This is a genomic window from Thermostichus sp. OS-CIW-33 (assembly GCF_054059615.1).
In genome coordinates, this window is sequence record NZ_JBSSCH010000007.1 from 1 (window position 1) to 23,134 (window position 23,134).

The window sequence follows — 23,134 nt, forward strand, 5'->3', positions numbered from 1 at the left end:
AAACTGTTTGCAGTTTGCTTCTTTCCCAATGTTAACTCTCTCTTCTGTCTGTAAAAAAGCCAATATCTTCTGCCATTTGTTTTCATCTAAAAAAAACCAACTTCATCCTCTTTCCTCTATAAATTATTCTCTCTATCCTAACATAAGATCAACACGACCTAGAGTATAGCATAGCCTGGTCAAATTGCTGCTTAGGATGCTTCTGCGCCCACGCAATCTACCACTGTTGGGAATAAACCTTGCCTCAGATGGCAAGCTCCAACTGGGGAATAGCTCCTTCAGACTTGCTCTTAGGTACCTTGCTTGTAAGCACAAAATCTGGCGCTCCAAGCCAACTTTCAGAACCTCGCCTATGCCGCTCGAGCCAGCAATGTTCACACAACGTTGGAAAGGGAGGAGAATTGAGAAGCATTCGGCCTTTGTGGAGAGGGGCTTGTGCATCCAATCGCGATGGGATCCCTGGCCAGCTTGATCGCCGGGTTGGCAACCGGGTTAGGGGCCTTGCCCGCTCTGTTTCTCCCCTCGCTCTCGGAAAGGGCGCAAGGGATCCTGCTGGGGTTTGGGGGTGGGGTGATGTTGGCGGCCACCTCTTTTTCCCTGCTGGTGCCGGGCACCGAGGCAGCCATGGCGCTGGGGTATTCCCCATTTGGGGCGGCTGTGGTGATGGTGGCAGGCCTGTTGTTGGGGGCGATCTTCCTGGAGAGTGCCCACCGCTTTTTTCCCCACGAGCACTTTTTCAAAGGGGTGGAAGGGGAGAACCGCGCCCATTTGAAACGGATTTGGCTTTTTATCATTGCCATCGCCCTGCACAATTTCCCGGAAGGACTGGCGGTGGGAGTGGGTTTCGCTACCGGCCAAGTCGGCGATGGGTTGGCGTTGGCGTTGGGGATCGGCTTGCAGAACATGCCAGAAGGGCTGGTGGTGGCTTTGTCACTGGTGGGCCAGGGGTACTCGCGGCTGTTCGCTTTTGGCATTGCCCTGGTGACCGGGCTGGTGGAGCCCATCGGCGGCATCCTGGGAGCAACGGTGGTCTCTCTGGCGCAGCCCTTGTTGCCCTGGGGCATGGCTTTTGCGGCAGGGGCGATGTTGTTTGTCATCTCAGATGAGATCATCCCTGAGTCGCACCGGCAGGGGTTGGAGCGGGAGGGCACCTTTGGGGTCATCAGTGGGTTTGTGGTGATGATGTTGCTGGATATCACCTTGGGCTAGCAAGGGATCCCGTCGCGAAGTGGAACGGAGTTTTATTTTTTTATGTTGAGTAACGAACCCTTTTTGTGGCGAGGAGCAGGGGAACACGCCTGTCTGCTGCTGCACGGGTTGGGAGGTGGCATCTACGAGCTGCAGTGGCTGGCAGAGCGGCTGTTGGCGGCTGGCCTGACGGTGCAGGGATTTAACTATCCCGGCCATGACAGTGCTCCGCATCGCTTACACGACCGCCGGTCTGCCCACATGCCCCCTTCCCGCTGGACGGAGTGGTACGGGCGGGCTTTGGAGCATTACCTGGCTTTGCGGCAGGAGTACCCGCGCGTTTCCTTGGTGGGCTTTTCCACCGGCTGTCTGCTGGCTTTGCACCTGGCTTTTGCCCATCCCATCCATAAATTGGTGCTGCTGGCGCCATTTTTCGCCATTCGCCACCGCTGGTACTATCTTTTTCGCCCAGAGCAGTACCTGAACAGCCTGGGGTGGTTGTTGGAGGATGTCCCCCGCTTCCATCTGCCCATTCGGGACGGGGATGTCCGCGCTTTGGCGGAAAAGGTAGCCTATTTCCGCAGCTTTAATCTGTCGGCGGTGCGCAGCGCTCTGGAGCTGATCGAGCGGGTCAAGGGAGAGGTGGCCGGCATCCGGGTTCCCACTCTGATCCTGCAATCTCGCCAAGATACAGTAGTGGATCCTGAACAGGCAGCGTGGCTCTATCAAGAGCTGGGATCCGAGGAGAAGATCTTGCATTGGCTGGAGCACTCCGACCACATCCTCACTTTGGACTGCGAGCGGGAAACGGTGTTTGCCCAGGTTTGCGCCTTTCTCAAACGGGATCCCTCTGCGCCCGGATCAGCGTAACCCCTTGCCAAGCACCGCGGGCATCGTAGTCTCGGCTCAAACGCAAGAGACAGTGGCAGTCTTCCGGCTGCGGAAACCAGCTCAGGCTCACCGAAAAGCTGCGATCCCGCTGGGCAGTGGGGATGGGCAAGGGATCCGGCCCGCCAATCCACAGCCCCCCAGGCAAGGGATCCCAGTTGCTCAACCACTCTGCCCCCGAGCAGTCCACCTCGGTTTCGGCAAACCGGCCCTCAGCAACCGTAAAGCTCTGGGCGATCCCCCGCCATCTCCCCTGTAGACAGGCCCTCAGTCGCTCTCTGCTCAGGGGTGCACAGTCTGCAACGGGATCCAAAGCTTGGCCGCGCCGCTCCAGGATCGCGGTTACCTCTACCAGACGACCTTGGGCATCCCACTGTTGCACCAGCCGCGCCTTGCGATCCCCCCAGAGAAAGCCCTGCTCGACGGCAAAATCACTAAACGGCGCCAGCTGCAGCCGCCCATTGGAAAAAGATCCATCGGGGAAAAAGCGCAATCCCGGCGAGAAATCCTGGTAGACCCAGCTCTGGGAGCTTTCGGGAGTGGGGGATCCCTGTAGGGGGTAGTAGGCGTTGGTTTGGCGGATCGCGCTCCCTGCCGCCGGACTTCCTGAAGAAGAGGATGGAGCCAAGGCCTCAAAGGTGATGAGGCTGCGCTTTTGGCCCCCCAGCTCCCAGCCGCCGGCGGTGGGTCGATAGTTGGAGAAGAGGCCGTGCCACACTCCCAGGTGGAGAGCCAGACATTGTTTTTGGGTTTTCATGAAGCAATGTGAAGCTAAGATTGTGAGGACGTAACGCTGGAGAGCAAGACCTATGGGGAAGAAGCTCCGAGGTGGCATTTTACTGATTTTAGGGTTTATGCTGTCTCCCCTTTCCTGGTGGAATGACTTGTTTTTCAACCTGCCGATTGCCTATGGGTTTGGCTACCTTTGTAGCCTGTGGCAGCCACAGTGGTTTTTGGGCGGAACCCTCGTGGGGTACTGGCTCTCCAACTTGATAGGCATTCTCATGATGCAGTTTGGCGCTACGGACGTCGTCGAGAAAGGCGAGAAACCCCGCAATATGAAACGCGATCTCTTGATTGGGCTGGCTTCTTCTACCGCCTATACTTCGGCAATTGTTGGGCTGCTTCAGTTTCACCTCGTCGATATCAGCGCCATCTTCCCCATTTCTTAACCCTATGCCGCTGGCAATTTTCTGGGCAACTTTAGTCGAAGGGATCCTCGCTTTTGTTGCCACCCATATCGACGACTTTTTCTTGCTGGTTCTGTTGTTTGCCCAGGCGCAGCTGCAACCCCTGTGGAAGGGCTGGCACATTTGGCTGGGAGGCTACTTGGGCTTGGCAGGGTTGATCCTGCTCAGCTCTCTGGGATACCTGGGGGGCCTGCTGTTGCCGCCACCTGCGATTGGGCTGCTGGGGTTGATCCCGATTGCGGTAGGCGGTTGGAAATTGTGGCAACCTGAGCTGGAAGAAGCCCTGGAAGAAGAGCTGGAAGAACTGCAAGAGCGCCCAACCCAAAAGGCTTGGTCAGTTTTTTTGCCCCCACCAGCCCTGATGTCCATGCTCCTCACCTTTGCCAATGGTGGAGATAATGTCAGCCTGTACGTTCCTCTGTTTGCCGGCAGCACCCCTCCTCAGTTGGCCCTTTTTCCCACGATCTTTTTTCTGATGAAGGGATTGTGGTTTGCAGTGGCTCAAAAACTGACAATGCAACCTGAAGTAGCCAAGGTTTTGGCCGAGCGGGGAGAGCGCTGGGTGCCCTGGATTCTCATGGGCTTGGGGGTGTGGATCCTGTTCAAAAATGAGACTTGGAGATGGCTTTTGTCTTAGACTCTGGCCGGGATTTGTTCGTGATAGCGGGACGGGATTCTTTCGAGTTCTAGTCGTTGTGTCGGTCTAGAGAGGGATCCCAGTCCAGATCTTCGTGGCGGTGCTCCCGTTCCCAGCGATGCACCCAGTCCCAAATGCGATAGTGCTGCTCGGCGGTGAGTTGCTTGGGATCTTGGGCCAAAGCGGCAGCCTCTTCTGGGGTGAGCAAAGCAGCCAGGCTGCCGATCTCCACCAAATAGCGGCGTTCTTCCGCAGTGGTGTGGGACTGATTGAGCCGTCGAATTAAACGACGTAAAGTGGCTACATCTTGACTCATAAGCCGATAGGCGAACATCTACAAAAGGCGGTAAGAACAGTTTAAGAGCAGAATCATCAAAATCACCAAAAGAAAACAGTCCAAATTGTCTGCCCAATGCTCCTCTAATCCTCAAAGGATCCCAGAATGCGCACTTCCGGCTCCAAAAGCACCGACCATTGTTGATAGACCTTTTCCTGGGCCAAGCGAATCAAGCGGTAAATGTCCTTGGCACTCGCCTGATGGCAATTGAGGATGAAGTTGGCATGGCGCTCTGAAATTTGGGCCCCACCGATGCGGTACCCCTTCAAGCCGACCTGCTCGATTAGCCAGCCGGCAGGGTGAGACTCTGGGTTGCGAAAGACGCTGCCACAACTGGGCAAATGGTAGGGTTGAGAGCTCAGGCGTTGGTTGAGGTAGCGCTGGGTCTCCCATTGCACTTGGGCCGGATCCCTGCTTGGGATCAACTGCAGCGTCGCTCCTGTCACCGTCCAGGGGGAGTCCTGTAGGCGAGAGCGGCGATAGCCAAATTGCAGATCGGCAGGTTCTAGGCGGCAGGGCTCTTGTTCCTCGTCCAAAATCTGCACTTCCACCAGCACATCCGCCATGGCGCGTCCGTGGGCACCCGCATTCATCACCACGGCTCCCCCCAGGGTGCCCGGGATCCCGATGGCCCACTCCAAACCGCTCCAGCCTTGCTTGGCGGCTGCCCGCGCCAGATTGACCAAAGGCTCTCCGGCAGCGGCCCACATTCTCCCCCCCGCCAACAGTTGCATCCCGCGCAGACGGCGGGTACCGATCACCAGCCCCTTCAACCCCGCATCGCTGATGAGCAGATTGCTACCTGCCCCTAACAGCGTCGTGGGGATCCCTTCTGCTCGCGCCCAAGCCAAACACTGCTGCAGCTCCAGATGGCTACGGGGCTCACAATACCACTCCGCTTTGCCGCCCACGCGAAAGGTGGTCAGAGGAGCCAACGGGATCCCCGATTGAATTCGTCCAGATAGCAGAGCCGCCGGCCCGCGGGGGAGAAGCCTGTCTTCAGCGGTAAGACTTGCCGCCTCAGACTCACAGGAACCGTCCCGCTGAGGCACCACCGGAGCCGTCGTCATGATTCAATACCTCAGAAGCAGCTATCTTTTCAGCTGAAGTTTGGATTTTTGGCTTTCCTTTTCAGCTGAAGTTTGGATTTTTGGCTTGCCCAGGCTGTTCCCTCACCTGAGCCGCATATGCCCGCATCGTAGCGATTATCTGCTGATTTAGGTCCCCTGCGCCCAAAAAAACGGCGAGATCTCCAGGCTGCAGGACGGACGGCAACACCTCCGGCAATTGCGGCAAAGACGACACATAGCGCACATGGGGATGGTGCTCCGCCACCGCCACGGCCAAGCGCAAGCTGTCGGAACCCTCAGGCGCCGGCTCTCCCGCTCCATACGTAGGCACGATCACCACCACGTCCGCCTCCCCAAAGCAGCGGGCAAAATCTTGGAACAGGGCAGCCAAGCGGCTGTGGCGATGGGGCTGAAATACCGCCACCACCCGCCGCTGCTGTAGCCGTGCTGCCTGCAGGGTGGCTCGAATCTCGCTGGGATGATGGGCATAGTCGTCGATAAAGGTGACTTCTTCCACCTCGCCTTTGACTTCAAATCGCCGCTGCACCCCTCGAAACTCGGCCAGAGCCGAGGCAATCACCGCAAACTCCAAGCCCAACTGTCGCCCAACGGCAACCGCCGCCAGGGCATTGCTGAGGTTGTGGGATCCCAACACCTGTAGGCGAAGCTGTCCGAGGAGGGATCCCCTTTCCCAAATCTCGGCGCAGGTGAAACTGGCAGTGTAGAGGATTTGGCGAGCTTGGTACTGGGCTTGGGGATGACCGGTCAGGCTGTAGCCCACATCCACCCTCAGGTGAGCCGCCACGTTGGGACAGTCCAGACAGGCCACCAGGGTTTGGCTTTGCTGCCCATACTGTTGAAAAGCCCGGATCACCTGCCCCAAATCGGCGTAGTGATCGGGGTGATCCAGCTCAATGTTGGTGATCACCCCAATCTTGGGATAGAGCCGCACCAGGGATCCATCCGACTCATCCACCTCGGCCACCCAATACTCCCCCTTACCCAGACGGGCATTGCCATCCCAGGCATCCACTTCCCCGCCGATAATCAAGGTGGGATCCCAGCCCGCCGAGAGCAACACATAGCCGATCATGCTGCTGGTGGTGGTTTTGCCGTGAGTGCCGGCCACCCCAATGCCAGAGCGACGGTTAAACAGAGCCGCCAACAAGTCTGCCCGGTGCCAAACCGTCAATCCCTTGCCCAGGGCAGCAGCCAATTCTGGATTGGTGGGGCGAATGGCGCTGGAATAGACCACCTGGGGATCCCCGACCAACCCCTCCAAGCTGTGGCCCTGAAAGAAGCGCACCCCCAAAGCTTCCAGGCGGCGGGTACGGCCATTGGCGACAATGTCGGATCCGGAAACGCGAAACCCTTGTTTAGCCAGGATATAGGCCAGGGCCGACATCCCCACTCCACCAATGCCCACAAAGTGATAGGTGGAAAGCAAGGGATCTAGGGGATCCAAATGCAGGGGCAGAGGCTGAGACGGAACCGGCAACGGCGGGATGGGATCCCTTCCTCCAACTGTTTCCACCATCGCAACTCCACCCCACTCCTAAAACCGCCACACTCCAAAAAAAGGACTGCGTTCTGCTGACTACAAACAGGTTCGAACAGGCCACATCATATCAGGAATCCCCAGAGCTAGGTAGGCTGCGCCCCACCGGTTGCCGTGATCTGCCGGCACCTTGGGGAACCCACAGGGGGTGAAAATACGGTGAGCACAAGCAACACAGAATACAGCTGGACATTTTCATCCCAAAAACTTTACACTTATTTAAGAAAAAGAGGCGGCGTTTGTCGTCTGCAAAGCCACAGCGGGTAAAAGGCCATGAACCCACGAGCGCTTTGGTCGCTGGCAGGAGTCGGGCTACTTGGTTGTGCCGGTCTGGCATGGCTGGGATTGAGCCAACAGGGAGCCACACAGTCGGTATCGGGAAGTGCAGAGGCAACGGTGGAAATGCGGCTGCCTCCGCAAGTTGGTGCTTTGGGTCGCCTGGAGCCGGAGGGGGAAGTGCTGCGCATTGCCGGTTCCCCCGGAGAACGGCTGGGAGAGCTGCTGGTGGCCGAGGGGGATCGCGTGGTGGCAGGCCAAGTGCTGGCCCGCTTGGAAAGCTACGCCGAGCGGTTGGCGGAGCGAGAGTACGCTGCCGCCCAACTTCAAGAAGCCCGCGCCCGGTTGCAGGCCGAGACCCGTTTCAGTCAGGCCCAAATCCAAGAGGCACGCACCCGCCTCAGCCGTCTGGACGAGCCGCAACAGATGCAAATCCGCTCCCAGGAAGCGGTGGTGGAGCGTATCCGGGCAGAGCTGGCCGATGCTGAGGCCAATCTGGCTCGCTTTCAGGAGCTTTGGCAGGAAGGAGCAATCTCGCAACAAGAGCTGGATCAACGCCGGCTGCTGGTGCGGCAACGACAGGAGGATCTGCGGGCTGCCGAGGCCACCCTGAGCCAACTGCGCCTGGCCCGTGAGCGGGATCTGCTCAATGCCCAAGCCCAAGTCCAAGCTGCCGAGGCGGGACTGAGTCTGGCCCAAGCCCAAGTCCAACTGGGATCCCTGGCCCGCAATCTGGAACTGGCAGAAGCTCGCCTAGAGCGCACCCTCATCCGCGCTCCCCGTGCTGGACAGGTGCTCAAGATCCACACCCGCCCTGGAGAGGTCATCCCCGCCGGCGAGGGCATTCTCGAGCTGGGCAACACTGACCAAATGATGGTGGTGGCCGAGGTCTACGAAACAGACATCTTGCGGGTTCGGCCAGGCCAGCAGGCCACCATTAGCAACCGCGCTCTGCCAGAAACCCTGCAGGGCCGAGTGGAGCGGGTAGGCCTGCAGATTGGCAAGAAAGATGTGCTCAACACCGACCCAGCTGCCGATGTGGATGCCCGTGTGGTAGAGGTGTATATCCGCCTGGATCCGGAGAGCAGCGCCCGCGTGGCTGGCCTGACCAACCTGCAGGTGAATGTGGCCATCGATGTCGAGGGGTAGGCTCAGCCCATGTACAGCCTGTTCAGTGTGGCTTTTATCGCCCATCGGATCCCGTTGGCCTGGCTGCAGTTGACGCGGGAGAAGATCCGCCTGCTGGTGGCCCTGGCGGGCATTGCCTTTGCTTGCATCTTGATGTTCATGCAGTTGGGCTTCCAAGACAGCCTGCTGGAAAGTGCCATCCGCTTCCACGTGGCCCTGAAGGGAGAGATCTTCCTGGTCAGCCCTCAGTCCAACGCCCTGATTGCCATGAACACCTTCTCCCAGCGGCGACTCTATCAGGCTTTGGGCTTTGAGGGGGTGCGGGCCATCTCGCCTGTCTATGTGGGCTTTGCCCTCTGGAAAAACCCAGAGACCCGCCGTACCCGCAGCATTTTTGTGGTAGGAGTGGATCCCTCGGCTGACCTGTTGGACTTGCCGGAACTGACGCCGGACAAGCTGGAAGAGATCAAAAAGGCGGACGTGGTGCTTTTTGACCGCCGCTCCCGCAGCGAGTTTGGCCCCATCCCAGAGTGGTTTGAGTCCGGGCGAGAGGTGGTTACTGAGGTGGGAAACCGCCGCGTCCAGGTGGGGGGCCTGTTTGAGATGGGGGCCACCTTTGGAGCCGACGGCACCATTCTCACCAGCGATCTCAATTTCCTGCGCATTTTTCCGCAGCGGGGGCGCGGCCTAGTGGATATCGGCGTGGTGCAACTCCAGCCGGGTGTGGATCCGGATCCCTTGGTGCGGCAGATGCGGGCTTTGCTGCCGGAAGATGTGCGGGTGCTCTCACGGGCGGAGTTTATCGATATGGAGCAAACCTACTGGGAAGAGGGCACAGCCATCGGCTTTATTTTCGGCCTGGGGGTGGGCATGGGCTTTATTGTCGGCATTGTGATTGTCTATCAAATTCTCTACACCGATGTGTCGGATCACCTGGCGGAATATGCCACTCTCAAAGCCATGGGCTATACCGATACCTACCTGCTGGGGGTGGTATTTCAGGAGGCGCTCCTGCTGGCCGGCTTGGGGTACATTCCTGCCTTTGCCCTGTCGGTTTTGCTCTACGATTTGACGGCCAATGCCACGTTGCTGCCTATTGCCATGACCTTCAACCGGGCGATGCTGGTGCTGGGGCTAGCGGTGAGCATGTGTTTCATCTCAGGAGCGATTGCCGTGCGACGGCTGCGGGCAGCCGATCCTGCCGACATTTTCTAGAGTTTTGGCTGTGGGCAGGGCGCCGGGGCGTTGGTAAGTCAATAGTCTGCCAAAGGGGATCGGATGGATGGTGAAGGGTTTGAGCTAGGCTGTCTAAAAACTTCTGGGATCCTCATCAACGCTCTCCGGCCAAAGGTTTCTAAATGGTCTCATCTCAACGCTCCAAATGACGGCCTAAGTGGTCAATGAGTTGTCAACGCAAAGTTTTGAGATTTTGAGTTTCCTATGCTGACTCCTCTTCTCGATCAAGCTGCCCTTGCTTCTGCCCAGAATGCCGTTGAGCCAGTGGTGAAAGCCGAAGGTGTAAACCACTATTTCGGCGAGGGATCCCTGCGCAAGCAGATTCTCTTCGACATTAGCTTTGCCCTGCAGCCAGGGGAGATCGTGCTGCTGACTGGCCCTTCCGGCTCCGGCAAAACCACCCTGCTGACGCTGCTGGGGGCCTTGCGCTCGGTGCAGGAGGGCAGCTTGCGGGTGTTGGGACAGGAGCTGCGGGGAGCTCAGCCGAGCACTCTCATTCAAATCCGCCGCCAGGTCGGGTACATTTTCCAAGCCCATAACCTGCTGCGATCCCTGACGGCAGCCCAAAACGTGCGCATGGCCCTGGAGCTGCACAACGGCCTCTCTCCTCAGGAAGCCCAGCAGCGAGCGGAAGCAATGCTGGCGGCGGTGGGCCTGGGGGATCGCGTCCACTACTACCCGGAACAGCTTTCCGGCGGACAAAAGCAGCGGGTGGCCATTGCCCGCGCCTTGGTTAGCCATCCCAAGCTGGTGCTGGCGGACGAGCCCACGGCAGCCCTAGATAGTAAGTCGGGCCGCGAGGTGGTGACCCTGATGGAGAAGTTGGCGCGGGAGCAGGGTTGCACCATCCTGATGGTGACCCACGACAACCGCATCCTGGACATTGCAGATCGGGTGCTGCACATGGAAGATGGCCGGCTGGAGAGCCAAGCCGTTGCCTAGCTTTGCCCAGCACAGGCGTGGCAGCGGTACCAGTCGATGGTGCGCTGCAGCCCTTCCCGCAAGCCGACTTTGGCCACAAAACCCATCCTCTCTCGGGCCTTGGAGACATCCAGACAGCGGCGGGGTTGGCCATTGGGCTTGTCCGTTTGCCAGCGGATCTCTCCCCGGAACTCCATCAGCTCGCAGATGAGGGCAATCAGATCCCGGATGGAGATCTCTTCACCGGTGCCCAGGTTCAAGGGATCCGCCCCGTCGTAAAGCTGGGTGGCCATGACAATGCCGCGGGCCGCATCTTCAGCGTAGAAAAACTCGCGGGTGGGGCTGCCATCCCCCCACACTTCGACGTAGTTTTGGCCCCGTTGCTGCGCTTCGTGCACTTTGCGGATCAAGGCTGGGATGACGTGGGAGCTTTCGGGGTCGAAGTTGTCCATGGGGCCGTAGAGGTTCACCGGCAGGAGGTAGATGCCGTTGAAGCCGTACTGCTGCCGGTAGGCCTGCAGCTGCACCAGCAGGGCTTTCTTGGCGATGCCGTAGGGGGCGTTGGTCTCCTCTGGGTAGCCGTTCCAGAGATCCTCTTCCTTGAAGGGAACGGGGGTGAACTTGGGATAGGCGCAGATGGTGCCCACGCAGACAAACTTCTCCACCCCGGCCAGGTAGGCGGCGTGGATGAGCTGGGATCCCATGATGAGGTTGTCGTAGAAGAGTTCTGCCGGCTTGGCTTGGTTGAGGCCGATGCCACCCACGTGGGCGGCCAAATGGATGACGATATCTTGCCCTTGCACCACCTCTTGGCAGACTTCCCAACGGCGCAGATCCTGGGTGCGGGAGCGCGGGATGCGCACCTGCTCCGGCTTTACCCCCAGCACCTGCAACTGTTGCAGCACATGTTTGCCCAAAAAGCCGCTGCCCCCTGTGAGCAAAATGCGCTTCTGGCTGAGATCGACGGAGCTGGGCAAGCTGTTGGGCATAGATCCGACGCAGAGAACTTCCGGCTTTCATTATGCTGCAGACGGGATAGCCGTATTCCAGACTTGTTGGCGATGGTCATCGAGAATAGGCAAGGCATCAACTCCAAACCTGGGCAAACCGCGCCGGCGACAGAGCAGGGATCCATTCATCCGCTTGTCCATAGGCTTGTTGGGCGAAGCGACGGGCCAAAGCGGGCAGGATGGGCAGGGGATTGCTGAAGCCGGAAAACAGTTGTAAGCCTTCCCAGCCGGGCAGGGATCCCACCAGAGGCTGGTGATCAGCGCTGAAGGCCACCAAGCAGTGATACCACCGTCCAGGCAGGTGGGCCAACTTGGGCAGGTAGCGACCGGCTTGTGCCCGGATCTGGGCTTCGCTGGCGGCTGCATCCACCTCGGCATGGGGATCCGTCAATACCCGGCTGATCTGGCCCATGCGAATGCTGCCATCTACAAATTGCAGGATCCCGGCATCCAGAATCGGCGGGCAAAGCTCGTGCCCTGGCTCGTCCCAAAGGGGATCCCGATCGGGATGGGCGGCTTGTCGTTCCAGTTCCAAGCGTTGCACGGGCACGCTCATCACCAACGCTTTCAATTGCAAATCCGAGGGCTCCAGCTCCAGGGATTCGGCATGGGTGTAGTAGATGGGCACCCGGATTCCCGCTTGGCGCAACAGAGCCCGTGTCCAGCCGCCGGCGCACACCACCACCTGGCCTGCTCCGTAGCAGTCGGCTCCGGACTCTACGCCCGTGATGCGCGCTCCCTGCCGCCGCAGGGCCGTTGCTGTTGCGATCAAGAGGGATCCCCCCAATCGTTGAAAGGCTTTTTGAAAGGCCAGCGCCGTCAACAAGGGGTTGATGTGGCCATGCCGAGCCCAGAGGACTACTTCCAGAGCGGCCGGATCCAGCAGCGGCTCCAGCTCGCAGGCTGCCGCCACCGAAATCCGCCGGGGTGGGATGCGACAGTCGGCCAGATCCGCCTCAACGGCCTCTGCATCGTAGCCGGGGGCAATGGGCATGAGCAGATCCAGCTCGCGAAATTGAATATCTGCCTCCAGCTCTTCTGACAGGGTGCGGTAGCGTTGGATCCCTTCTTCCCCCAGAGCTTTGAGCAGCGGCGTTTTGCCCGCCCAATGGGCCAAGCCCCCGTAGCTGTAGCGGGTTGCTCCGTTCAGCACTCCATCTTTCTCCATCAGCAGAACGGATCCCCCCTGGCGGGCCAGTTCATAGCTTAGGGCTGCCCCGGTAATCCCACCGCCGATCAGAATCCAGTCGTAGTTGGCCATCACTTCCCTCTTTGCCCTGAACCTCATCTTGCGGCAAAGAGGCTCAGTTTGGGGTAGCGAGCGCAGCAGAACTCGGATCCGCACTGGTGGCGGTACTGGCTGAAGCGGAACTCACAAAGGGCTTCCTTGAGTCCAGATTGAGAGTCCCCTTGGGTCCAGAGTCAACATAAAAGGCAGGTTAGTGGCATCGGCCATCTGCAAATGAACCTGTGGCGGCATCTGGCCCAGACTTTATCGCTGCACACTTCCCCAACAGGCAAAAGGGGCCAACCTGGACAGAGAACATAGCCAACAGAAACGGGCGGAGATCTCCGGGATCCCTGCCCATCCTGGTTTGAGGCGGGTTATTCTCTGCCCTCAGGCGCTTTCAAGACTCTCCCGCCAGGCGGGCGTAAAACAGGCCTTGAATGCGAACAGTGTGGGGTTCCATCGCCCCTTGCTCGGTGCTGGAAGGCTGAATGCTAACAAAGGATCCCGCCATTTCGCCAGTGCTGGCATCCACGCGAGCAATCCGCAGGGACATTTTCCCCTGGGAAACCTCGTCCACCTTGCGGTTGGTGGCAAAATCATCTTTGGCAGCCTGTAGACCTACCGCAGTGTCGTAGCCGGTGTTGGATCCCCGCCCGCGCGGGTCGAGGAAGGTGCTGCTGTGATAGCCGGGCACCAAGAACTCCCCTTCAAAATCGGTCGAAGGGTCAATAGCGGAGCCCTGGGCAGTGGCGACCAAGTCTTTCACGCTAAACAGAAACGGCACCAGCTCGCGGCGGGGCATTTGGCCGGTGGTCGGCTGAGAGGTGATCCCATCCACCACTTTGAGCTCCAGCGCACCGTCTTTGGGAGTCACCTCAGCTTTAATCGGCCCCAGAGTGGCCGCTGAGATCATGATGTTTTTGGCCTTGATGAACTCTTTCTCGCCGTTCCGCTTTTCCTCTTCCACCTCAATTTGCACCGGCTGGAAGCAGACATCCGTCAGCTTCAGGGATCCCCCCCTAGGCACTTCGATACGGCCCCGGGCATTGTCCGAGACCGAAGGGCAAATGGCGGCCTTGCCGGTGTTGCGGATCTGGTCATAGGTCAGCGGCGCCTTGGCAGCCTTAGCCGGAACAGCAAAGACGCTCAAACAAAGCGCCAACAGGATGGCGAGCAGTGGACGGTACCGCATAATCAACCTCGAAAAACCTTTTTTGAATCTGAACGCTGCTGGGGGAAATAAGCCCGAATGCCCCCATTGTACGCAATCGTGATCCCCCTCAGAGGAAGTGCCTCAAAATTAGCCACCCACCAACAGGGATCCCAGCCAGCGTTCCCGAATCTGGGTGATCAACTCGCGGATAGGCTGTTGGTTGACACGGTAGCTGATGGGATGGGCAATCAGGCGAGCTGTACTCTCGAATAGGCAGTCTCGCTCAATCAGGCCGTTTTCCCTCAGGGTGCGCCCTGTGGCTACCAAGTCGACGATGGCATCGGCCATGCCGGTGAGGGGGGCCAACTCCACCGAACCATAGAGAGAGATAAGCTCCACCGGCAAATCCAGGCGGTCAAAATACTCCCGGGCGCAGCCGACAAACTTAGAAGCCACGCGGGCATGAGCAGGCAACTGAGCTGCCGAGTGGTAGGGGCTATCTTGGGGAAGGGCCACCGACATGCGACAGTGGCCAAATTGGAGATCCAACAGGTGGGCCACCCGCGCTTCGGTGCCGGCATAGCGCTCCCGCAAGACGTCGTAGCCGACAATGCCCAACTGCGCCTGCCCGTACTCCACGTACACCGGCACATCGTGAGTGCGCACCAGCAGCGCTTCGTAGCGTTGTCCGTTCAGCCGGGTGGGGGATTCAATCCGCAGCAGGCGATTGCCGGGATCCAAAAAACGGCTGAAATCGATCCCCACCTGCTGCAGGCATTGAATGGCCTCAGGCAGCAAGGCCCCCTTGGCCAGAGCAATCGTGATGGGTGGGCTGTCGGGACGGCCATCCAGCATCTTTTTCAGGATCTACTACATTTGTTCTGATACATCCGTCTGAATCTTGGGCCAGGAGCAATCAATGTAAGAATGCTGGGATCCCCGTCTGCCGGGTGGAACTCTCAGGAGAGACGGGGCAAAACGAGGGGCTCAGGGGAAACCCTTGGCGAAATGCCCAGAAGAGCAAGCCCCCTTGATTGTAGGGGATCGGAATCCCAGCAGCGATTCCCCAGCCTCTTGAAAGCCCCGCCGGTTCTCTGGAATGCCGATCCTGGGATGATAAAGTCAGAGCACGGTTAGCCCGGAGGAGTGACGACGGCATGAAAGCCATGATCCTGGCAGCAGGCAAAGGCACGCGGGTGCGGCCCATCACCTACATGATGCCGAAGCCGATGATCCCCATTTTGCACAAGCCTGTCATGGAATTTTTGGTGGAGCTGCTGCGGGAACACGGCTTCGACCAGATCATGGTCAACACCAGCCACTTGGCCCACCAAATCGAAGACTACTTTCGAGATGGGCAGCAATGGGGGGTTCACATCGGCTTTTCCTTCGAAGGCCATTTTGAGAACGGCCAGCCGGTGGCCGAACCTCTGGGCTCCGCTGGCGGTATGCGCAAGATCCAGGATTTCTCCGGATTTTTCGACAGTACCTTTGTGGTGCTCTGTGGGGATGCCCTGATCGACCTGAACCTCACGCAGATCGTCAACTTCCACAAATCCAAGGGAGCGCTGGCCACTGTGGTCCTGCGGCAGGTGGATCCCAGCCAGGTCTCCAGCTATGGGGTGGTAGTCACCGACGAGACGGGTCGCATCACTGCTTTCCAAGAAAAGCCTAGGCGGGAAGAGGCCCTCGGCCACACCATCAACACCGGCATCTATGTTTTCGAGCCGGAAGTGTTCGACTACATTCCCCCTGGCTGCCCCTACGACATCGGCAGCGATCTCTTCCCGGCCTTGGTGAAAGCGGGTGCCCCCTTTTATGGGATCACGGCTGACTTTCAGTGGGTGGACATTGGCCGCACCCACGACTACTGGCTGGCAGTGCAAAAAGTGCTGCGCGGCGAGATCAAGGGGGTCAAGGTGCCCGGGATCCAGATTCAACCCGGCGTATGGACGGGGATCAACATCCGCGCCAACTGGGATCGCATCCACATCGAGCCACCGGTCTACATCGGGGCCAGCAGCTATTTGGCGGACGGGGTCAAACTCATCGGCCCCACGGCAATTGGCTACGGATGTGTGTTGAATGAAGGGTGTACGCTGGATGGCAGCTTGATTTTTAACTACACCCAGATTGCGGCAGGCGTGACCCTACGCCACCAGATGGTGATGGGTCGCTACTGCATTTCCTCGGATGGCAATGCCATCGACACCGAAGAGTCCAACCTCACGTGGCTGATCGGAGATGCCCGCAGCAATGCCAACGGCAAATCCCCATAGCGCCCTCTACCTCTACGGGATCGTCGCTGCCCCTGGCCCGCGTCATCTGAGTGTGGTGGGGCTGGACAAGCAGCCGGTGCAGGTTCATGGGCTGGGATCCCTGGCCTTCTTGTACTCCCAGGCTCGACAGGAGCGCTACCTGGCCAGCCGGGCCAACTTGCTCGCCCATGAGGCCGTGCTGGAAAAAGTGATGAACGAGGGACACCGGGCTCTGCTGCCTCTGCAATTTGGCCTGGTGGTGAGCGGCTGGGAGCAGGTGGAACGGGACTTGGTGCAGCCCCGCTTGGCGGATCTGCTGGCTCTGCTGGAGCGCCTGGAGGGCAAGCGGGAGGTGGGAGTCAAAGTCTTCTGGGATCCCGAGCAGGAGCTCAAGCTGGGGCTAGAGGAAAACCCTGCCCTCAAAGCTCGGCGAGACGAAATGGCCGGCGCTCCTCTGGGGCTGGACGCGGTAGTCGAGATCGGACGGGCTCTGGAGCAGCTCTTAGAGCAGCGACGTCAGCGCATTGCCCAGACCTTTACAGCAGCCCTCAGCCCCTTGGCCAGCGACCGCGTAGAAGGAGATCTGCTCACCGAAAACATGGCCTACAACGGCTCGTTTTTGATCAATTGGGAAGATGAGCCGGTTTTTGCCCAAAAAGTAGAGGAGCTAGACCAGACCTTCCAGGGGCGGCTGCGCATTCGCTACAACAACTTCACCGCTCCCTACAATTTCGTCAAACTTTGACACACTCAGCTGTATTGGGTCACTTCTCTACAAAAGACAAGAGGAGACCGCTCGGCTGAATGGTCGAAGGCAGGGATCCTTTTGGAAATCTGCTCAGGTATTGTGGGGATGGGCGCTGCAGTCTGTAAGCCGAGGGAGACGGTATGGGGTTGCTTATTTTTATCTTGTTTTTAGCTCTGGCGGTCGGGATGTTAGCCCTGGCCTTTTATCAAGACAAGAAACGTCGAGAAGCTCTGGAGCGGGTAGCTGCACAGCTAGGAATGCGCTTTTCTGCCCAATTGCCGGAAGAGATCCGATCCCGCCTGGTTCAAGCCGGCTTTGGGCTGTTTGAGCAAGGCCATGGGCGACGTTTCTATAATTCGATGTCCAAGCGGCTGATCGATGGCACTGAGATTACCGTTTTTGATTACCAATACACCCGCGGCAGGGGCAAGAGTTCCAGCACTTATCGCCAGTCCGTCTTCTACGCCTATCACGAGGATCTTCATCTGCCCCGTTTTCGGCTGCACCCCGAAAATGCCTTTTTCCATGGCATCGCCAAAGCTTTTGGCATGCAAGATATCAACTTCGAGAGCCACCCTAAGTTTTCTCGGAGCTATCTCTTGCGAGGACAGGATGAAGCTCAAGTTCGGCTACGTTTTCATCCCGGCGTCCTCAGTTTTTTGGAGCAATATCCCAACTATTGTGCCGAAGGGGCCGGCGCCCACCTCATTCTCTGGCAGAATGACCGACAGGTGAATCCCGAAGAGATAGCAAAATGGATGCGCTTGGGGGAAGAGTTGACTCAACGGCTGCGGCGTAGGTAGCAGCAGAGCCTACGGCCCCCCGCCGCGAACGGTCAACCTCGGCCTAAACCTCACCCCAAGAGGGTGCGCTGCAATCTCAAGAACCTCTCTACTGAGCGCCGAGGGCCGCCAACAAATCATCTGCCAACAACACCGCCGTATAGACCAAAGCCTGTCGTTGCTCAGGAGACAAATCGCCGACGGGAGTCTGGGGATTGCTCACGATACCCTGCAGTACTCTGCTGGCTATGTATTCCCGCTTGGAAACCCCTGGGCTGGAGATGGTGGGGTTATCCAGAGAGAACTTCTGATGGTGCTCGAAGGGGAAGGCGTATTCGGGGGCAACCGGCATCGCTCGACTCCAGATGGATCTCTACACTCTGCTTTGCCTATTTTCCCATCCTCTCTCGCTGGGGATTTTAAAAAAGCGGTGCCTCAAAAAAGACATAACGGGTTATCGTAATCAGAGAGATCCCTATGTGGGGGAAGGATCTGGGCTGCTCTCCCTTGGGAACAGTGGACATGCATTTGAGGGATTCTTTTCGACGCACCAAAATTGTTGCCACCATCGGCCCTGCCAGCTCAAATCCAGCCATTCTCAGGGAGATGATCCTGCAAGGGGCAACCACCCTTCGCCTGAACTTCTCCCATGGGGATCACGAGCTACACCGCCGCAGCATTCGCCTGATCCGCCAAACCGCGATGGATCTGGGCATCCAGGTCGCCATTTTGCAAGACCTGCAGGGGCCCAAAATCCGCCTGGGCAAGTTCGCCGAAGGCTCGATCACCCTCAAGGCTGGGGATCCCTTTGTGTTGACCAGCAAACCTGTCTTGGGATCCCAAGAGCGCAGCTGGGTCACCTACGACAAGCTGGCCCAAGAAGTGCCCGAAGGAGCGACGATCCTCATCGACGATGGTCGAGTGGAGATGCGGGTGGAAGCCGTGGATCCGGAAGCGGGCGAACTCTTCTGCCGCACCATTGTCGGGGGTACCCTCTCCAACAACAAGGGGGTCAATTTCCCCGGTGTGCGCCTGAGCATCCGCGCCGTGACCCCAAAGGATAAAGAAGATCTCTACTTCGGCCTCAACCAAGGGGTGGATTGGGTGGCCCTCAGCTTTGTGCGGGATCCCTCTGATGTGCTGGAGCTGCGGGAGCTCATTGCCTCAGCCAAACGGCCTTCTTCCGGCTCAGCCGACAAGCGGGTACCCATCATCGTCAAGATCGAGAAACACGAGGCCATTGAACAGCTGCCCCAGATTTTGGCCCTCAGCGACGGTGTGATGGTGGCGCGGGGAGATTTGGGGGTAGAGCTGCCTGCGGAAGAGGTGCCGATCCTGCAGAAGCGGGTGATCGCCCTGGCCAACTCCCTGGGGATCCCGGTAATTACGGCCACCCAAATGCTGGACAGCATGGTGCACAGCCCCCGGCCTACCCGTGCCGAAATCTCCGATGTGGCCAACGCCATTTTGGATGGCACCGATGCCGTCATGCTCTCCAACGAGACGGCTGTGGGTAAATACCCTGTCGAGGCCGTTGCCACCATGGCCCGCATTGCCGTGCGCACCGAGCGCGATTACTTTGACCTGACCTCCGCCGACCGACGACAACGCCTTCGCGCCCTTGCCATGCAGGAGCTGAGCCAAAACAACGGCAACAGTCCTGCCGGGATGCGGCCCAAAACCCTGATCACCGACTCGATCAGCCGCGCCGTGGGGGAGATCGCCCAAGAGTTGGATGCTGTAGCCGTGATGACCCTGACCAAAACAGGGGCTACTGCTCGCAATGTCTCTAAGTTTCGCCCCCGCACTCCCATCCTAGCCGTAACCCCCCATGTGGAAGTGGCACGGCGGCTGCAGTTGGTTTGGGGGGTACATCCGCTGTTGGTTATGGATTTGGCCACCACCCGCCAGACCTTTCAAGCGGCCATCAGCTTGGCTCAGGAAGATGGCTTGCTCAAGGACGGCGACTTGGTGGTGCTCAGTGCAGGAACCCTGCCAGGGGTTGCGGGATCCACCGACCTGATCAAGGTGGATGTGGTGAAAGCGGTGGTGGCTCAAGGCAAAGGGTTTGGCAAGGGCATTGTCAGCGGCCCGGCCCGCATCCTGAGATCCAGCCTCGATGCCGGCAAAATCACCGCCGGGGACATTTTGGTTGCCCAATCCACCGACGCCAACTATGTGGAGGCCATCAAACAGGCAGCCGGGGTGATTACCGAGGAAGAGGGAGCTTCCTCTCATGCGGCGGTCATTGGCCTGCGGCTGGGGGTGCCGGTGCTGGTGGGGGTCAAGGATGCCACCCGCTTAATCCGGGATGGGTCTATTGTCACTTTGGATGCAGAAAAAGGCATAGTGACTGCGGGAGCCGATGGCTTAGGCTTTTAACCGGGCTCTGAAGTTATCTGCAATACAAACTTGTATCTCTTGCTACGAAACGAGACCCAGTTCTATGATGGGGGTGACAGGGCAAGATTTTCCCGACCCCTCGGTGCGTCCCATTCATCCCACGTGTAGGTTAAGCTATGCCCACTTTACAAGCCACCCACTATGCGGTTGAGGCTATCCAGGAGGAAGCTCGTCGCCTTGTCCGGCAGGGGGTCTTGCGCCGCTCCGAAGCCATTGCCCACCTGCAACCCTTCTTCCCCCAGCGGGAGTGGCAGGCGATTGCCCAAGAGCTGGAGCTGCAAGACTACTGCCCCTCGGATCCTCTCTGCGATTTGATCGGCAACTGCGAGGAGTGGAGCGAAGACTGACTCTCGATCTGCCGAGGATGGCAAGCGGTCGGCGTTGGCAGACAGCCAATGCTTCTTTCTATTCCACCCGTTTTTTCCCTCTTGATCTGTCGGCGGTTAAGCTGGATGAACTATAGTCAGTAATTAAACATCCCTTTTCGCCGGGTTCGCATGGGTCAGACGGCTGTCATTGCCACCTCAGATGGAGGTCTCGACCTGAATAGCCTCGGTTTTGAGGTGCCAGGGTGGCTGCGTGCTCTGCTTTCCGGTGCCGAGGATCCCGGCGATGGGCTGCGGCCTTACACGGCTGAAGAAGCCAATCTGCTGCGCCGTGCCTTTGAGTTTTCCTATTGTTTGCATCAGGGCCAAAAACGCAAATCGGGGGATCCCTACATTGCCCATCCGGTAGCCGTGGCTACTCTCCTGCGGGAGCTGGGGGGAGATGCGGTGACGGTGGCAGCGGGCCTTTTGCACGATGTTATTGAGGATACAGAAGTTACCCCAGAAGCCCTGGAAGCTGAATTCGGCTCTGAAGTTCGCCTACTGGTAGAAGGAGTTACCAAACTCTCTAAGTTCAATTTCTCCAGCAAAACCGAGCAGCAAGCGGAAAATTTCCGCCGCATGTTTGTGGCCATGGCCAAAGATATTCGAGTCATCGTGGTCAAGCTGGCGGATCGCTTACACAACATGCGCACGCTGCAGTATCTCTCCCCCAGTAAGCAACGGCAAATTGCAGCCGAAACCATGGAAATTTTCGCCCCTTTGGCCAACCGGCTGGGGATCTGGCATTTCAAATGGGAACTGGAAGACTTGGCTTTTAAGTATCTGGACTACGAGGCTTACCGGAAGATTCAGGAATTGGTCAACGCCAAGCGCGCCGAGCGAGAGGCCGAGATCCAAGCTTTTATCGAAGAGCTGCGGCAGAACCTTCTTCAAGCGGGACTGGAACGCTTTGAGATCAGCGGACGGCCCAAACATTTGTACAGCATCTATCGCAAGATGCAGCAGCAGCACAAAGAATTTCACGAGATTTACGATCTCTCGGCAGTGCGGGTGATCGTGCATACCAACAGCGAGTGCTATCGGGTGCTGGCAGTCGTTCACAACTGCTTTCGCCCCATCCCTGGGCGTTTCAAAGACTACATTGGTCTGCCCAAGGCCAATCGTTACCAATCTTTGCATACGGCGGTGATTGGCCCGCAGGGAAGACCGGTGGAGGTGCAGATCCGCACCGAAGAGATGCACCGCGTGGCTGAGTACGGGATCGCCGCCCACTGGAAGTACAAGGAGGCCGGCAGCACCACTGTCAAGCCCGACGAGGAGCGCTTCACCTGGCTGCGACAGCTGTTGGAGTGGCAAAACGACCTCAAAGATGACAAGGAGTATCTGGACACCCTTCGCGAGAACCTGTTTGAGAGCGAGGTTTACGTCTTTACGCCCAAGGGGGACTTGCTGGCTCTGCCCCAGGGATCCTGTCCGGTGGACTTCGCCTATCGCATCCACTCCGAAATTGGGGATCACTGTGCAGGAGCGCGGGTAAACAACAAGATCGTGCCCCTGGATACCCGCCTGCGCAACGGCGACATTGTGCAGATCATCACGCACAAAAATGCCCATCCCAGCCTGGACTGGATCAATTTCGTTGCCACCAGCTCTGCCCGCAATCGCATTCGCCAATGGTTTAAGCGCTCAAATCGTGAGCAAAACATCGCGCGGGGCCGGCATTTACTGGAGCGGGAACTTGGCAAAACGGGCTTTGATGCCCTGCTCAAATCAGAGCGGATGCAGAAGGTAGCCGAAAAGCTCAACTACGCCAGCGTAGAGGATTTGTTGGCCGCTCTGGGTTATGGCGAGACGACCCCCACGCTGGTGATCCATCGGCTACAGGAGGTCAGCAAACCGGCAGTATCCCCCCCTACAGAGGAGGAATCGCTTGAGGGATCCAAGCTGTTGTTGCCGCGGGCTTCTGCGGCTCCCAGTTCTATCAAATCCCAATCTCCCATTCTGGGGGTGGAGGGTCTGAAACACCAGTTGGCCAAGTGTTGTAATCCGCTGCCGGGGGATCCGATTTTGGGCGTAGTCACCCGCTTTAAGGGTATTAGTATCCACCATCAGGACTGTCCACGGGTGGCTCAGGTTTCGGGGGAACGCCTGGTGCCAGTACGCTGGAACGAAGAGCAACTGCGGCAGAGCACCCAGATCTACCCGGTAGAACTGCATCTGGAGGTTATCGACCGCGTTGGGGTGCTGCGGGACATTCTTTCCCGTCTATCGGATCAAGGCATTAATGTTCGCAATGCTAAGGTACAAACTTTTGCCAACCGCACCGCCCTGATCGATCTCTGTATCGATGTACGTGATAAGAAACAGCTCACCCAGGTTCAAAGTCAACTGCGCCAGCTTTCTGACGTGATCGTGCTGCGCTCCCGCCATCACCAAAACGGATCCCGTTGACCTACGCCTGGCCCTTCGCGGGTACGGACTCTAGACCGCATCCCTATTGCGACTCGCTCCTGCAGCAGCCCAATTTTGGGTCAGGCGCTGTCCCATCCTCATCCTGACCTCCTTTGCCGCTTCTGGTGCGCAGAGCGCTTTCCCGCTCCTCTGGGGTCTTGCCAAAAATCCCGTGTCAGCTCACAGGTGGCCAGGCAAGGCCGACAAGCCCAGAGCAATATCCCAGGCTTTCTTCGACAGCCTGTGGAAAACCTGGGGAAATCCAGCGAAGCCCGCCCCAGCTCCGATGGAGTTCCTGGCCATATCTAGGGGGAGGACTCACTACATTACGGGATCCTAC

General features: G+C 58.5%; 22 protein-coding genes. 13 read left to right on the forward strand and 9 right to left on the reverse strand.

All coding sequences use genetic code 11. From position 1 onward, the window contains the following. Positions 1-435: 435 nt before the first annotated feature. Positions 436-1,209, forward strand: a complete 774-nt coding sequence (locus tag ACVWZG_RS06720; protein WP_457407272.1) for a ZIP family metal transporter — start codon at positions 436-438, stop codon at positions 1,207-1,209. Positions 1,210-1,251: 42 nt separating this feature from the next. Continuing rightward, positions 1,252-2,058, forward strand: a complete 807-nt coding sequence (locus ACVWZG_RS06725; protein ID WP_457407274.1) for an alpha/beta hydrolase — start codon at positions 1,252-1,254, stop codon at positions 2,056-2,058. Here ACVWZG_RS06725 and ACVWZG_RS06730 read toward each other — a convergent pair. Beyond that, positions 2,024-2,833 carry a DUF3598 family protein gene (locus ACVWZG_RS06730; RefSeq protein ID WP_457407276.1) on the reverse strand — a complete coding sequence of 270 codons (810 nt, stop codon included), beginning with the start codon at positions 2,831-2,833 and terminating at the stop codon, positions 2,024-2,026. The two genes, ACVWZG_RS06725 and ACVWZG_RS06730, sit on opposite strands and share 35 nt — an antisense overlap. 97 nt (positions 2,834-2,930) lie before the next feature. Between ACVWZG_RS06730 and ACVWZG_RS06735 the strand changes: the two genes are divergently transcribed. Together ACVWZG_RS06735 and ACVWZG_RS06740 are read left to right on the forward strand one after the other, a co-directional pair. Further along, entirely contained in the window at positions 2,931-3,248 is a 318-nt protein-coding gene (locus tag ACVWZG_RS06735; protein WP_414375130.1) for a hypothetical protein, read from the forward strand. Between the two features lie 4 nt (positions 3,249-3,252). Continuing rightward, complete coding sequence (locus ACVWZG_RS06740) at positions 3,253-3,903, forward strand: cadmium resistance transporter (RefSeq protein WP_457407279.1); 651 nt, start codon at positions 3,253-3,255, stop codon at positions 3,901-3,903. A gap of 49 nt (positions 3,904-3,952) precedes the next feature. Here ACVWZG_RS06740 and ACVWZG_RS06745 read toward each other — a convergent pair whose 3' ends face one another. The 3 genes from ACVWZG_RS06745 to murC form a co-directional block, all read right to left on the reverse strand. After that, positions 3,953-4,219, reverse strand: coding sequence for a hypothetical protein (locus ACVWZG_RS06745; RefSeq protein WP_041436475.1), 267 nt, complete (start codon positions 4,217-4,219; stop codon positions 3,953-3,955). A gap of 104 nt (positions 4,220-4,323) precedes the next feature. Further along, positions 4,324-5,310, reverse strand: coding sequence for a UDP-N-acetylmuramate dehydrogenase (gene murB / locus ACVWZG_RS06750; RefSeq protein WP_457407282.1), 987 nt, complete (start codon positions 5,308-5,310; stop codon positions 4,324-4,326). Positions 5,311-5,371: 61 nt separating this feature from the next. Continuing rightward, positions 5,372-6,847 (reverse strand): UDP-N-acetylmuramate--L-alanine ligase, encoded by a 1,476-nt coding sequence (gene murC, locus ACVWZG_RS06755; RefSeq protein ID WP_457407284.1) that lies wholly within the window; start codon positions 6,845-6,847, stop codon positions 5,372-5,374. Positions 6,848-7,141: 294 nt separating this feature from the next. Between murC and ACVWZG_RS06760 the strand changes: the two genes are divergently transcribed. The 3 genes from ACVWZG_RS06760 (at position 7,142) to ACVWZG_RS06770 (ending at position 10,450) form a co-directional block, all read left to right on the forward strand. Continuing rightward, positions 7,142-8,293 (forward strand): ABC exporter membrane fusion protein, encoded by a 1,152-nt coding sequence (locus tag ACVWZG_RS06760; RefSeq protein ID WP_414329074.1) that lies wholly within the window; start codon positions 7,142-7,144, stop codon positions 8,291-8,293. A gap of 9 nt (positions 8,294-8,302) precedes the next feature. Next, the gene (gene devC, locus ACVWZG_RS06765; RefSeq protein WP_414427300.1) at positions 8,303-9,487 is read left to right on the forward strand and encodes an ABC transporter permease DevC; all 1,185 of its coding nucleotides are present in this window, start codon (positions 8,303-8,305) and stop codon (positions 9,485-9,487) included. A 225-nt stretch (positions 9,488-9,712) separates the two neighbouring features. After that, complete coding sequence (locus ACVWZG_RS06770) at positions 9,713-10,450, forward strand: DevA family ABC transporter ATP-binding protein (protein WP_011433168.1); 738 nt, start codon at positions 9,713-9,715, stop codon at positions 10,448-10,450. Here the strand turns inward: ACVWZG_RS06770 and ACVWZG_RS06775 are convergent. From ACVWZG_RS06775 to hisG, 4 genes are all read right to left on the reverse strand, one after another. Then, positions 10,447-11,418 (reverse strand): GDP-L-fucose synthase family protein, encoded by a 972-nt coding sequence (locus ACVWZG_RS06775; protein ID WP_457394744.1) that lies wholly within the window; start codon positions 11,416-11,418, stop codon positions 10,447-10,449. The two genes, ACVWZG_RS06770 and ACVWZG_RS06775, sit on opposite strands and share 4 nt — an antisense overlap. Positions 11,419-11,515: 97 nt before the next feature. Beyond that, positions 11,516-12,700, reverse strand: coding sequence for an NAD(P)/FAD-dependent oxidoreductase (locus tag ACVWZG_RS06780; protein ID WP_457394741.1), 1,185 nt, complete (start codon positions 12,698-12,700; stop codon positions 11,516-11,518). A gap of 367 nt (positions 12,701-13,067) precedes the next feature. Continuing rightward, complete coding sequence (locus ACVWZG_RS06785) at positions 13,068-13,862, reverse strand: photosystem II manganese-stabilizing polypeptide (protein ID WP_457394739.1); 795 nt, start codon at positions 13,860-13,862, stop codon at positions 13,068-13,070. Between the two features lie 108 nt (positions 13,863-13,970). Then, a complete protein-coding gene (gene hisG, locus ACVWZG_RS06790; protein WP_011433162.1) occupies positions 13,971-14,678 on the reverse strand; it encodes an ATP phosphoribosyltransferase in 708 nt (235 codons plus the stop codon). 302 nt (positions 14,679-14,980) lie between these two features. On the opposite strand from hisG, the gene ACVWZG_RS06795 reads away from it, so the two are divergent. From ACVWZG_RS06795 to ACVWZG_RS06805, 3 genes are all read left to right on the forward strand, one after another. After that, complete coding sequence (locus ACVWZG_RS06795) at positions 14,981-16,102, forward strand: nucleotidyltransferase family protein (protein ID WP_414329069.1); 1,122 nt, start codon at positions 14,981-14,983, stop codon at positions 16,100-16,102. Beyond that, positions 16,080-16,826: a GvpL/GvpF family gas vesicle protein gene (locus tag ACVWZG_RS06800; protein WP_011433160.1), complete on the forward strand. Its 747-nt coding sequence runs from the start codon at positions 16,080-16,082 to the stop codon at positions 16,824-16,826. Before ACVWZG_RS06795 ends, ACVWZG_RS06800 begins: the two co-directional genes overlap by 23 nt. 143 nt (positions 16,827-16,969) lie before the next feature. Continuing rightward, positions 16,970-17,632, forward strand: a complete 663-nt coding sequence (locus tag ACVWZG_RS06805) for a hypothetical protein (protein ID WP_457407286.1) — start codon at positions 16,970-16,972, stop codon at positions 17,630-17,632. A gap of 88 nt (positions 17,633-17,720) precedes the next feature. On the opposite strand, the gene ACVWZG_RS06810 is transcribed toward ACVWZG_RS06805, so the two are convergent. After that, the gene (locus tag ACVWZG_RS06810; RefSeq protein ID WP_414351871.1) at positions 17,721-17,963 is read right to left on the reverse strand and encodes a hypothetical protein; all 243 of its coding nucleotides are present in this window, start codon (positions 17,961-17,963) and stop codon (positions 17,721-17,723) included. 170 nt (positions 17,964-18,133) lie between these two features. Here ACVWZG_RS06810 and pyk point away from each other — a divergent pair, with 170 nt between their 5' ends. The 3 genes from pyk (at position 18,134) to ACVWZG_RS06825 (ending at position 22,794) form a co-directional block, all read left to right on the forward strand. Then, a complete protein-coding gene (pyk, locus tag ACVWZG_RS06815; RefSeq protein ID WP_457407287.1) occupies positions 18,134-19,993 on the forward strand; it encodes a pyruvate kinase in 1,860 nt (619 codons plus the stop codon). Between the two features lie 137 nt (positions 19,994-20,130). After that, positions 20,131-20,361, forward strand: coding sequence for a DUF4327 family protein (locus tag ACVWZG_RS06820; RefSeq protein ID WP_414330443.1), 231 nt, complete (start codon positions 20,131-20,133; stop codon positions 20,359-20,361). Between the two features lie 150 nt (positions 20,362-20,511). Beyond that, the gene (locus tag ACVWZG_RS06825; protein WP_457407290.1) at positions 20,512-22,794 is read left to right on the forward strand and encodes a RelA/SpoT family protein; all 2,283 of its coding nucleotides are present in this window, start codon (positions 20,512-20,514) and stop codon (positions 22,792-22,794) included. Positions 22,795-23,134 lie beyond the last annotated feature (340 nt).